General features: G+C 46.6%; 13 protein-coding genes. 5 read left to right on the forward strand and 8 right to left on the reverse strand.

Going from position 1 to position 12,207, the window contains the following annotated elements; all coding sequences use genetic code 11:
• The first annotated feature begins 276 nt into the window (after window positions 1-276).
• The 4 genes from CYJ37_RS17390 (at window position 277) to CYJ37_RS17405 (ending at window position 2,995) form a co-directional block, all read left to right on the forward strand.
• Complete coding sequence (locus CYJ37_RS17390; RefSeq protein WP_094768213.1) at window positions 277-999, forward strand: alpha/beta hydrolase; 723 nt, start codon at window positions 277-279, stop codon at window positions 997-999.
• 253 nt (window positions 1,000-1,252) lie between these two features.
• A complete protein-coding gene (locus tag CYJ37_RS17395; RefSeq protein ID WP_022543619.1) occupies window positions 1,253-1,771 on the forward strand; it encodes a YjcG family protein in 519 nt (172 codons plus the stop codon).
• A gap of 3 nt (window positions 1,772-1,774) precedes the next feature.
• Window positions 1,775-2,200 carry a GNAT family N-acetyltransferase gene (locus CYJ37_RS17400; protein ID WP_101550831.1) on the forward strand — a complete coding sequence of 142 codons (426 nt, stop codon included), beginning with the start codon at window positions 1,775-1,777 and terminating at the stop codon, window positions 2,198-2,200.
• 120 nt (window positions 2,201-2,320) lie between these two features.
• Window positions 2,321-2,995, forward strand: coding sequence for a DUF421 domain-containing protein (locus CYJ37_RS17405; RefSeq protein WP_009794152.1), 675 nt, complete (start codon window positions 2,321-2,323; stop codon window positions 2,993-2,995).
• Window positions 2,996-3,017: 22 nt separating this feature from the next.
• On the opposite strand, the gene CYJ37_RS17410 is transcribed toward CYJ37_RS17405, so the two are convergent.
• Entirely contained in the window at window positions 3,018-3,299 is a 282-nt protein-coding gene (locus CYJ37_RS17410) for a hypothetical protein (protein WP_022543618.1), read from the reverse strand.
• Between the two features lie 248 nt (window positions 3,300-3,547).
• Between CYJ37_RS17410 and CYJ37_RS17415 the strand changes: the two genes are divergently transcribed.
• Window positions 3,548-5,833: a UvrD-helicase domain-containing protein gene (locus tag CYJ37_RS17415; RefSeq protein WP_101550833.1), complete on the forward strand. Its 2,286-nt coding sequence runs from the start codon at window positions 3,548-3,550 to the stop codon at window positions 5,831-5,833.
• A gap of 55 nt (window positions 5,834-5,888) precedes the next feature.
• Here CYJ37_RS17415 and CYJ37_RS17420 read toward each other — a convergent pair whose 3' ends face one another.
• The 7 genes from CYJ37_RS17420 to CYJ37_RS17450 all read right to left on the reverse strand — a co-directional run bounded on the left by CYJ37_RS17420 (window position 5,889) and on the right by CYJ37_RS17450 (window position 12,197).
• On the reverse strand, window positions 5,889-6,143 hold the full coding sequence (locus tag CYJ37_RS17420; RefSeq protein ID WP_009794149.1) for a stage VI sporulation protein F: 255 nt from the start codon (window positions 6,141-6,143) through the stop codon (window positions 5,889-5,891).
• 105 nt (window positions 6,144-6,248) lie between these two features.
• Window positions 6,249-7,220, reverse strand: coding sequence for a quinone oxidoreductase family protein (locus CYJ37_RS17425; protein ID WP_009794148.1), 972 nt, complete (start codon window positions 7,218-7,220; stop codon window positions 6,249-6,251).
• A gap of 11 nt (window positions 7,221-7,231) precedes the next feature.
• Window positions 7,232-8,011: an enoyl-CoA hydratase/isomerase family protein gene (locus tag CYJ37_RS17430; RefSeq protein WP_101550835.1), complete on the reverse strand. Its 780-nt coding sequence runs from the start codon at window positions 8,009-8,011 to the stop codon at window positions 7,232-7,234.
• Window positions 8,012-8,114: 103 nt separating this feature from the next.
• The gene (locus tag CYJ37_RS17435; protein WP_094768221.1) at window positions 8,115-9,881 is read right to left on the reverse strand and encodes an acyl-CoA dehydrogenase family protein; all 1,767 of its coding nucleotides are present in this window, start codon (window positions 9,879-9,881) and stop codon (window positions 8,115-8,117) included.
• A gap of 40 nt (window positions 9,882-9,921) precedes the next feature.
• Window positions 9,922-10,659 carry a 2-phosphosulfolactate phosphatase gene (locus CYJ37_RS17440; RefSeq protein WP_101550837.1) on the reverse strand — a complete coding sequence of 246 codons (738 nt, stop codon included), beginning with the start codon at window positions 10,657-10,659 and terminating at the stop codon, window positions 9,922-9,924.
• A 36-nt stretch (window positions 10,660-10,695) separates the two neighbouring features.
• Complete coding sequence (locus CYJ37_RS17445) at window positions 10,696-11,763, reverse strand: phosphotransferase family protein (RefSeq protein ID WP_101550839.1); 1,068 nt, start codon at window positions 11,761-11,763, stop codon at window positions 10,696-10,698.
• Window positions 11,764-11,780: 17 nt separating this feature from the next.
• Window positions 11,781-12,197 (reverse strand): acyl-CoA thioesterase, encoded by a 417-nt coding sequence (locus CYJ37_RS17450; protein WP_101550841.1) that lies wholly within the window; start codon window positions 12,195-12,197, stop codon window positions 11,781-11,783.
• Between the last annotated feature and the right edge of the window lie 10 nt (window positions 12,198-12,207).

Below are 12,207 nucleotides of genomic sequence, written 5' to 3' on the forward strand. Positions count from 1 at the left end.
TTTATTTTAACATAAACTTTTGCACAATTGTCAATTACCATCCCCTGGTCGGTCCTAAAACCAATAGCGGGGCGGTTATGCCGGCAAGGAAAACTGTCTTTGCCTTCAATGTTGAAGAGTTATTAATATTCACGGATTAAAATTGGATTTATTATCCAATAATAACATATTACTGCAATAGGCTGAACCAATAAGGTGCACAGATTGGGCAATTCTTAAATTCTTATGTTAGAATTCCTTTTAAAAGGCTTACAAAGCTGTTAATGGAGGTCTGGAATGGAAATTCAAAAAGGAACGATAAAAGAAATCTCTTTTCAGAGCAGGGAGCTGGGAGAAGAGCTGGATATACTTATCTATCTTCCTCCCTCTTATTCTCCTCTTTATAAATATTCCCTTCTCATTGCCCAGGATGGAAAGGATTATTTCCAAATGGGACGGGCAGGACGGGCAGCGGACGAGCTCCTTCACAAAAGAGAAATAGAAAACGTTATCATTGTGGGCATCCCTTATAAAAATGTGCATGACCGCAGAAGCAAATATCATCCGGAGGGAGATAAACACAGGGCGTACATACGATTCCTGGCACATGAGCTCGTGCCTTACCTTGATGCAGAATTCCCTACTTATCAAATGGGGCAGGGCCGCATTTTGGCCGGAGACTCACTTGGCGCTTCAGTCTCGCTCCTGGCTTCGCTGGAATATCCGCATACATTCGGGAAAACAATCCTTCAATCTCCTTATGTGGACGAAAGCATCCTTAAAGCTGCCCGGAGCTTTCCAACCCCCGGCCTGCTGAATATCTATCATGTAATCGGCACGCAAGAGACAGAAGTAAAAACGACTAAAGGAGAAATAGAAGACTTCCTTACACCAAATAGAAGTCTCTCATCCATATTATCTGAGAGAGGTTTTCAATACTTCTACGACGAATTCGAAGGCAATCATACCTGGAAATACTGGCAGCCGGACTTTAAAAGAGCTTTGAAGCACATGCTTTAAGAAAAGCGGAGGCGACTGTTCTATCGAGGAACGTGGACTAAGTACGCCGCGTCCTGCGGCAACGCCCTCAAGCACAAGACGCATTAGCAAAAAAGGCGTCCTCAGCCTTCAATCCTAAGACATTTTATTGATTTTCAAAAACAATCGGCCTTAAAAAAGCACCTGTTATATCATTGAAGTCGGAAAATTTGTTATAATAGATAAACAAATCTTATATATGTGCTTATCATTTTTATCAATGGAGGTATTCAGGATGAAATATGGAATAGTTATATTTCCTGCAAAGAAACTTCAAGATCTGGCCAATTCCTATCGGAAGCGCTATGATCCGCATTATGCTCTTATTCCCCCGCACTTGACACTGAAAGGTGCTTTTGAGGCAACTGATGAGCAGGCTGAATCGCTTTCCGAAAAGCTTCATAAAGCAGCTGAGAATGCTAGGCCTTTTAATATGAAGGTCAATAAGTTCAGCTCTTTTCAACCGGTCAACAACGTGATTTACCTTAAGGTTGAACCAGATGATTACCTGGATGCACTCCACACGGAAATCAATCAAATATTTCCCGGGGGCGAAAATCAGGAATATGCATTTGTTCCCCATATTACAGTCGGGCAAAAGCTCTCGGATGACGAGCATTCCGATGTCTTCGGCTCACTCCGCATGGAGCGTGTCAACTATGAGGAAACAATCGACCGCTTCCATCTGCTCTATCAGCTGGAAAACGGTTCTTGGACAGTATATGAAACATTTCGTTTTGGAAAGGAATTTTAAATCGTGATCGTAAAAAAAGCAGTTGAACAGCAAGAGATTGAAGATGTATATAATATCAGGCGAATCGTCTTTATAGACGAACAGCAGGTCCCAGAAGAAGAAGAGTATGATGAGTTCGAAAAGGAAGCCGTCCATATCATTCTCTACGATGACAGCCACCTCCCGGCAGCAGCCGGAAGGTACAGAGTCGTAGATGGGGTCGGGAAGGCTGAAAGGATTTGCGTCCTCAAAGATTCCCGCAAAATTGGGGCTGGCAAGGCTGTCATGGATAAAATCGAAGAGCTTGCCAGAGAGCAGGAACTTCCTGCTGTTAAGCTGAATGCCCAGACACAGGCCATCCCTTTTTACAGCAAACTGGGCTATGAAGTGGTCTCTGAGGAATTTACGGATGCTGGCATCCCTCACCGCACAATGAAAAAGTACTTATAAAAACCCGGGCGCCCTTATTTCAGGGCGCCTTTCCTATTGAAAAATACTCTTCCCAGTCAATAATTTCCTCCATGTCCGTACATACTATGAAAATAATAAGGACGAAAAGGAGTTATAGCCATGGAATATCTGCATATTTTCGCAGAGCTGGTTGTGGGTTTTGCCGCCCTTTTTTTAATCACTAAGTTCCTGGGCAAAACACAGATCACCCAAATCACAACCTTTGACTTTGTTTCAGCCCTTGTTTTGGGAGAACTGGTGGGAAATGCATTATTTGATAAGGAGATCGGCCTGGGGCAAATCCTGTTTGCCGTCTTCTTATGGGGAGTATTGATTTATTTCACTGAGTATTTGACACAGAGATATAAAAGAATGCGCCGTTTTTTAGAGGGAGAACCATCGATCGTCATTAAAAAGGGGAAGATTGTATACGACTCTTTAAAGAAGAATCACCTTGACATCAATCAGCTGCAGCATCTATTGAGGTCCAAGGATATTTTTTCAATACGCGAATGCGAGTATGCGATACTTGAAACAGATGGGACAGTAAGCGTGCTTAAGAAACCGGAATACAGCTCCCCTGCAGCCAAGGATTTCAAAATCCAGCTGCAGCCGGAAGAGCTTCCAGTCACCCTGGTGCTTGACGGTGAAATTGTCACCGATAATCTGCATATGATCCATTGGGATGAAAGCAGGCTTCAAACCGAACTGAAGGGATGGGGAGCTAAAACGGTCAAAGATGTGCTTTACGCTGAATGGAAAAAGGGAGAGCCCCTGCATGTGCAGACCTTCTAGGCTCTCCCTTTCTTTACGTCCCTTAAATTGATTCGCTGAATAGTGTCCCTTTACCTGTCATGTCCCCGTACACTCTTTCAACAGTCCGTTCATTTACCTTCCTCGCCGGCTTTTCCTCCGAGTATCGGGTCTCAGCAGGACGCGAAAATTGAAACAGCTGCTCCGGCTGGAACCATTGTGTGTCATTTTCCACTCTGTTCACCCTTGAAACTGGATAAAGCCGGAACGGGTCCTGCTTTTTATCCAAGTCCCTCACAGCATACTGATTGTATTGATAATGATTGAAAGGCACGATATACCCCATTGTCCATTCCTCCATTTCAAGGTCTTTTCCAGACTTTGCCGAAAATGTATATTTTCCTTCCTATACCCCTTGGCCCGCGTGATAAACTGAGGAAACTCCTTTTTTTAAATCACTTGTTTTGTTATGATAGACTTCGCCGGCTTCGGCATGTTTACGGGTATAAAATATTTATTTTTTCCAGGTGGAAACCCAGGTTTATGGGTATTCAATACATAATAGATGAACTAGAAAAACGGGGATGACTTTTCATGAAAACTGCTGTTTACCGGCAACAGACTATTAATATAGATAACTACAGCCGCGAAGAATTCCAAAAAATCTATGATGAAGGAAAGAAGGGCAATCTTTTCTGTCCTGCCTGCGGAGAGCGGGTGAGGATGTACTTGGGGATACAGGCTTCCCCCCACTTCTACCATCTTCACTCCAATGCTGAATGCCAGGATGCAGAGGAGACATTGAACGAGGTGAAAAAAGAGCCGGTTGAAGCGGAAATCTCCGCCGGCGGGTTCAGGCTGCCTAAATCGAGGACGATCACTGCTGAGACAATGCCTCCTCCTGTGTTCCAGGAAGCTTCATTTGTAAAAACAGGTGCCCCTTTCCAGTCTATGCCTCTTAAAAACAAAGCTGCCAGCGGATACCTGAAGGATCTCGCAGACAATGGATTCCAACTGGATGCTGCACAATCTGCTGCTGTATCTCATATCGACGGACCCCTGCTTGTTCTGGCCGGGGCAGGCAGCGGAAAGACGAGGGTTTTAACCACCCGTACTGCTTATATGCTCCAAGAGCTGAGAATAGACCCAAAATCCATCATGCTGGTTACTTTCACAGCTAAAGCTGCTGCTGAAATGAAAAGAAGGCTGATTGACTATCCAGGCATAAAGTCTGCCCAGGCACAGCAGCTCCTTGCCGGCACCTTCCACAGTATTTTTTACCGCATCCTCTCCTTTCATGACAGAGAAGGATGGAACTCTCAAAAGCTGCTAAAAAAAGAATGGCAGCGGGAGCAGATTTTAAAAGGGGCTGCAAAAGAGCTGAAAATCGATGAAAAGGACTTTGCTTTCGATCTGGCTCTGCAGAAAATCGGTTTCTGGAAGAACTCTCTTATTCTTCCACAGGACACAAAACCTGCAACTGATTGGGACAAAACGGTTACAGAATTATACAGGCTCTATGAAGAATATAAAGAGATTCACAGGCTCTTCGATTTTGATGATATGCTTCTTGGCTGTTACCGTCTTTTCCAGGAGCATCCCCATATTCTGGAGTCTTATCAAAACCGCTTTCACTATTTCCTTATTGATGAATTCCAGGATATCAATAAAGTCCAGTATGAGCTGATTAAGATGCTTTCCGCAAAAAGTAATAATTTTTGTGCAGTCGGAGATGATGATCAGTCTATTTATGCGTTCCGGGGAAGCGACCCTCGGTATCTGCTCGAATTTGATAAAGATTTCCCGGCTGCCAGCATCGTTGTGCTTGATCAGAACTACCGTTCCGCACATGAAATCGTGTCTGCGGCCAACAGCATCATTGTCAAAAACAAGCAGCGGCGCGACAAAAAGATGAAAGCCCAGTATTCAAAAGCAAGGAAGCCTCTACTCTTTTTCCCGCTTGATGAGGAAGAAGAAGCGACGATGATCGTGACCGATATCCAGGAGAAGATTTCCCAGGGCGGAAGTCCAGGGGAATTTGCGGTATTATTCAGGACCCACGCAGGGATGAGGGCCATTTTTGAAAGGCTGGCCAATTCCAGCCTGCCATTCAGGATTGACCAGGATGCTGAATCATTTTACGATCGTTATTTAGTGAGGACCCTCCTGGCTTTCTTAAAATTGGCTCTTGATGAGGATAGCCAGGAATCCATCAAAAATATCCTCCCTGCACTCTTCCTGAAGCAATCTGTACTGCAGGACTTGAAAGCAGAAAGCATACTGACCGACAGGACTCTTCTCGAGTGCCTTGCTGATGTGAAAACAGGATTTGCTTTTCAGGAGAAAAAGCTGGCAAGGGCTGTCCCATCGATTCGTTCCATCAAGTCGAAGAGTCCTGCAGCTGCCATTGATATGATAGAAAAAGAACTCGGATTCAATGACTTTCTTAAAAAACGCGGGCTGGAAGGCTCCAGTATGGAAAAAGGCTCAGATGATATTCGCGATTTAAAGGTTGCTGCCCACAATTTTGAGAGCATAGCAGAATTTCTTGAGCATGCCGAGCATATGCGCGCCATGAATAAAGAAATGAAAAAGCCCGGCAATATAAGGGACAATAGCATAACACTCAGTACGATTCACCGCTCAAAAGGCCTTGAATATAAGACTGTTTATATTATCGGGGCTGTTGACGGGAGCATCCCCCATGACTTCGCCCTTGAAGCTTACAGGAATGGGGACCCTGACCCGATGGAAGAGGAAAGAAGGCTATTATATGTAGCGGTTACACGGGCACAGGAGGAGCTGTTCATATCTGTCCCGCAGAAAAGGCGGGGCAAAAAGGCGAGGCCTTCCAGGTTTCTTGAGCCGGTAAGGAGCTAAAATGGCATAAGAAGGCAAAGAAGGACTTGGCACGCTCCAAGTCCTTTTCTGCAGATTATTTTTTATTGATCATCTGGCTGATTGTATTGAAATCCAGCTGTTTGCCGTCCGCGACGATGGATTGTACAATTTTATCTTCTGTTGCTTTTGGGACCGGCTTGTTGGCAATTTGGGATACCCTGCGGATTACGCTGCGGACAGTTTTTTCATCCTTGAAATTTGCATTCTGCAAAGAATTCGCCAGCTCCAGAATATCTTTCATATTAACGCCTGTTTTCTTCTCGATATTTTTAAAGAATCCATTATCCATGCTGAATTCAAGCCTCCTTCTTAAACTACTTTATATAGTATGAAGGAGGGCTGAAAAGGTGAAATGAATAAGAAGAAAAGCCTAAAAATTTGCCTTCAGCCGGTTTTAAGGCGTTAAAATCAGTTTGCCGCTCGTTTTCCTCCCCTGCATCTGTTCATGAACAAATGGAGCTTCCTCCAGGGGATAAATTCCGCCGACCGTCAGCTTCAATTTACCTTCTGCCAGGTAGCCGAGCAGTTCCTTCATGCTTGTATGAAGAAGCTCCGGCATTTTCATGATTTGCGGGAGGAAGAATCCAATCACAGACTGGTTCCGTGCCATCAGTGAGGATGGGTACATTCTGTATTGCTCTCCGCTTGCCACGCCATAGACGACAACCCTTCCAAACGGTGCGAGACACTTCATGGTTTTAGCGAAAACCTCTCCCCCGGCCATTTCAAGTGCCAGATCGGCCCCCTTGCCCTCTGTTGCTTCCCTTACTTTCTCCTCCCATCCGCTTTCTGTATAGTCCACCAGAACGTCAGCCCCCATATCCCCGGCCAGTCTGAGTTTTTGCTCTGAGCTGGCTGTCGCGATAATCTTTCCAGCGCCAAATATCCTGGCAAGCTGGACTGCCAGTGTTCCCACACCTCCAGCAGCTGCATGGACAAGAACATTTTCTCCTTTTTGAAGCCTCCCCATTGTCTTTAAAATGTGATAAGCGCTCAGTCCCTGGAGGGGCAGTGCCGCTGCCTCATGGAAGTCAAGTCCTTCCGGAATGGGAATGAGCCCCCTGCTGTCGGCAATGGCAAATTCCGAATATCCGCCGGATTCTATCAGTGCCACTACCCTGGTGCCCGGCACTATATCCGCCTTTTCTCCAACTGCCTTAACCACTCCAGCCACTTCCGCACCAGGAATGAAGGGGAGGGGGGTTTTTACTACATACTGGCCCTCTCTCCTTGCTGTATCGGCATAGTTAACGCCAATCGAGCGGATTTGAATCAGCACCTCATGTCCTCTTGGCTCTGGAACGTCCATTTCAACAAGCTTCAGGACATCAGGTCCTCCATATTCCTTTAACTGAATTGCCTTCATATAAGTTCCCCTCACTTTCCCTGGAATTGCGGCTTCCGTTTTTCTTTGAATGCTGCAATTCCCTCTAAATGATCTTCTGTTCCGGCCATCATCGTCTGGATAAGGCGTTCTTGGTCCAATACCCCCTCAAGTGTAGAGGCATGGGCGCCATCAATCAGCTTCTTCATCATCCCATATGCTTTGACGGGTCCTGATGCCAGCTTTTCTGCCACAGCCAACGCTTCTTCTCTCAGCTCCGTGCCAGGTACAATTCTGCTGACAATCCCCATCTGCAGCAGCCTGTCCGCAGGTATCGCTTCAGCCGTAAAGAAAAACTCCTTTGCAAGATGAGGCCCGATCAGCCGCGGCAGGAAAAATGATCCCCCTCCATCTGAAATAAGCCCCACTTGTGAAAAACTCATCGTAAAGCGGCTGTCATCTGCAGCAATGATCAAATCACATGCGAGTGCGAGATTGAAGCCAGCTCCTGCTGCGAATCCATGAACAGCAGCAATGACAGGCTTGCTGGCGGCTTTTATGCTTAAAATGCACTCATTGAGTTTCCCGATATGTTCATAGATTTCTGCCGGACCTGCCTGCCCCATTGTTTTTACGTCTCCGCCTGCAGAGAAAGATCTGCCTGCGCCGGATAAGACAATTGCTTTAATATCCTCATCCTGATCAGCCTGGCGGAATGCTTTAGTCAGGCCGGTAATCATTTCACTGCTGAAAGCATTCAGGCTGTCCGGTCTGTTCAGCGTTAAAAGCAGAACACTGGCTTTTTTTTCAGAAAGCAGGTGCTGATTATCCATATTCTCTCCCCCAATCGGTTATATAAGGTTTGGACATGAGAAAACCTCAATCGGCATGCACAGCCGGTCCCCATTGCAAAGCTCCTCAAGTTTTCTGCTGCTTCTAGCATACATAGCGGGTTGCTTGATAAATTCTTTCAGCAATTCTCCGGTTCCGGCTGAAGCCTCCCCCATTCAGCTCTATTCTTCTGAATCCTTTTTCAACAGCGGAGGCCAGTTTTTTTACATCTTCCCGTAATGCCAGTTCCGAAGAAAGGGTCCTGAAGGCTTTCTCACATTCCCACAATGCCTCTTCCAGATAAGATCTGGCCAGGTCAATTTTTTGTAAGGATGCTTCTTCCCCGGCTTTATTGATGCTTTTATATGTCCTGTAGACTGCCGACTCGGCCGCATATAAGGATATCGCCATATCAGAAAGCTTCATCAGCGTTTCCTGTTCCTCCGAAATCTGCTGGCCGTGAACCTGCAGGGCCAGGCCTGCTGCAAGCAGAAACGCATGTCTCATCAGGGAGACTGCCTCCCGCTCCATAGCCAGGACTCCATTAAGAGATGCAGGCTGCAGGATGGCGGATGCCGCTTCTTCGGTCAGCTCCCTGAAATCCACTTCTCCCTTTGCAGCTTTCTTAAACAAGCCTGCCGGAATGAGCAGCCGGTTGATTTCATTTGTGCCTTCAAAGATCCGGTTAATTCTGGAGTCCCTGTATATTTGTTCGATGCCATATTCTTTTATGAATCCGGCGCCCCCATAAAGCTGCAATGTTTCGTCTGCTGCATAATCAAGGGTTTCCGATCCAAATACCTTACAGACAGCACATTCTGAGGCATACTCGCTCATCCTCTTCCCTGCAAGGCGGGAATCAGGGCTGTCCCATACATCGCCCAGCGCCTCTTCAAGCAGTCCTGCTGTTCTGTATTGCATAGATTCAGAAGCATAGATCCTCGCTGCCATTTTTCCCACTTTTTCTTTTGTCGCATGGAAGTCAGCGATCTTTCGTCCAAACTGCCTCCGCTCCTGTGTATATTGTGCTGCTTTCTTCAGACTGTATTTGGCAGCTCCCATGCAGGCCGACCCTAGATTGAAGCGGCCCAAATTGAGGACGTTCAGGGCGATTACATGGCCTTTCCCCTGCTCCCCGAGCATATTTTCAGCAGGCACCTCGCAATCTTCCAAGATGACAGACCTGGTTGATGAACCTTTGATGCCCATTTTGTTTTCTTCAGGCCCCAGAACCAGGCCCGGAAAATCCTTTTCTAAGATAAAGGCAGTAAAATCCTTTCCATCAACCTTTGCATAAACGATGAAGGTATCTGAAAAAGCCGCATTAGTGATATAAAGCTTCGTCCCGTTCAGAATATAATGCGTCCCCGCTTCATTGAGGCGCGCCACAGTCTGGGAGGAAAGGGCGTCAGATCCTGCATTCGGCTCTGTCAGGCAATAGGCGCCGATATATTCTCCGGACGCCATCTTAGGCAGATATTTATTTTTTTGCTCTTCGGTTCCAAAATAGGTGATCGGCAGGGTGGCAATGCAAGTATGGTTGGAATGGGCCACACCATAGCCGCTTGAGGCTCCGATATTTTCACCTACAATACCTTTAGTGATCTTATCCAATCCAAGCCCGCCGTACTGTTCAGGAATGCTGTGTGCCAGCAGTCCGAGATCCCCGGCTTTCTTCAGCAGCTCCTTCACCAGCCCGAAATCCTGGCTCTCGATTTCTTCCTTTAAAGGGGCCACTTCCTGCTCAATGAACTGCCTTGCTGAAGTGCCGATCATTTTGTGTTCTTCAGTAAAATCTTCTGGTGTAAACAATTGGCCTTCATCTATCTCCGATAACAGAAACCCGGAGCCCATGTTTTTTGTTTTTGCCATGCTGTTCACTCCTCCTTTTTTTTAAAAAATGCCTTCCTATTTACACCTTTGCTGCCGAGATGAGTCCATTCTTATAAACTGGGACAATATGAATACTGTCTAAGCCGGCCGCAAAGGTAAGTTCATCACTGTGGCCATGGCGGGCCAGAAGGCCGCCGACATATGAATTTCCCAAGACTTCCTCGGCATTGTCCCGCTTTGTCTGAAAGAAGAGCAATGCCGCCAGAGCTGCATCCGTCAGCTCATAAGACTTCCTGCCTGTTTTTTGGAGGCAGTCAATCAAATGTCCTGCTCCATAGAAATCCTCAAGGCTGAATTCCCCTGAATTTCCTGCACAGATGATGACAATGGTGGGATCCCCATCTTCTTCACTGATCGCTTCCGCCACTGCAAAGTTATTTAATAGAGACGAAGCATATACCTTTTTTGCTGCATCTGCCTTTGCAAGGGCAACTGTCCCGTTGGTAGTTGCAAGGATCAGCGTCTTTCCGCTCACCTGCCGCCTAAGAACCTTCGGACTTGGATAAACAAAGCCTGCGACAGGTTGTGCGTCAGATTCCCCGGCAAGAAGCATCCCGCCGGAATCATCCTCGTCAAATCGGACTTTCGCTATTTCACAGCTTTCTGCCGGGATGACATGGGCCGCTCCGTCCTTTAATGCCGAAGTGATGCTTGTGGTTGCAAGCAGGATATCCAGCACAACAGCTATTTTGCTGCCTTCCCGCAGTTTCTGTTCATTGATTTCTTCTTTTTTCAGCAGCAGATGAATCTTGCCCATAGATGCCTCCCGGTAAAATACTGACTTGCATTTCTGTTATGCCTTTTCATAGGCAATACTTGAGCTGTGCTGGATAAGGCTTCTGACAAACCTGTCAAACTGGGAAAATCGCTTATCGGCTGTCTGCCCTTTTTTATAGCGGTAATAGATTTGCTGGCAGATGACAGCAAGCTTAAAGTAAGCGAAGGTCAGGTAGAAGTTCATGCCGCTTATATCCCTTCCGCTTCGCTTTGCATACGCTTCCATAAATTCCTTCCTGGAATAAAAGCCCTTCAAGGCAGTTACTGGCGGCTTGCCCAGACCATATTTCAGCAGATCTGGGTCGTCCTCCTGAATCCAATAGCTCATGGCAGCCCCCAGGTCCGCAAGCGGGTCCCCAACCGTAGACATTTCCCAGTCGAACAGTCCTGTCATAGCTTCCAGTTTATGATCAAACATGCTGTTGTTCAGCTTATAGTCATAATGGATGATGCTATGGCCGCTCTCGGAAGGGATGTTTGCCGACAGCCATTTGATGAGCGCCGCTGCCTCTTTGATTTCCTCGGTCTTCGCTTTCTCGAAACGGCTGATCCATCCCTGGACCTGTCTCTCCATGAACCCTTCAGGACGGCTGATTTTTTCAAGGCCTGTATCCCGGTAAGGAAGAGAATGCAGCTCGGACAGCTTTTCGACCATGGTTTGTGACAGATGCTGGCAAAGCTCCACGGAAGGGGTGATATGCCCGGGAAACTCTGTATCCAATACAATCCCATTCTTTCTTTCCATCAGGAAGAATGGACTTCCGATGATGCTGTCGTCCCCCGTATAGATGAGTGGCTTGGGTGCTGGAGAGAACATGCTGTTCAGTTCCTTCAGTATGATGAATTCACGTTCCATATCATGGGCTTTGGCAGCCACAGGGCCAAGGGGCGGACGTCTCAGGACTGCTTCCCAATCCCCCGACCTCAGCTGGTAGGTTAAATTGGAATGACCGGCTGAAAATTGAAGGACTTCAAGAGGCCCGCCCGGGAATAAGTCCACATTGCTCTCCAGGAATCTGACAAGGCTGTCCAAATCCAGCTCTTCTCCTTTTCTTACCATTATTGTGTCTTTGCCGGCAGGCATGTACAGCGCCTCCTTTTTTAAATTTTCAAATTATTATTCTCGTGTAAATATCCTTTGAGCCCTTCCCTCAGGTCCTCCGGCAAGGAGCTGCTCTGCTGTGCTTCAAAGTCAAAATATACGATGACAGCATTTCCTTTGGCTATAGGCTCTTTTGTTTTCGCACAAAGGATTTCATGCTCCAGCTGAAAGCTCTTATTTCCTATTTTAGAAACATAAGTTGTGATGGCCAGTTTTTGATTGAAATAGCCCTGATTCAGAAAATCGCATTTAGTGGAAGCAAGGATGAAGCTCCACTTCCTGGTATCCATGCTGTAGCCAAGCGATTCGAAGAACTCTATCCTGGCTTCCTCCAAGTAAACGAAGTAACTTGTGTTATTCACATGGCCAAGGGCATCAGTTTCACAAAAACGGACTTTGACCTGCGTTTCCTGCATGGGGCATCCT

The sequence above is a fragment of the Bacillus sp. UMB0728 genome (assembly GCF_002858875.1).
Classification (GTDB): Bacteria; Bacillota; Bacilli; order Bacillales; family Cytobacillaceae; genus Bacillus_AB; species Bacillus_AB infantis.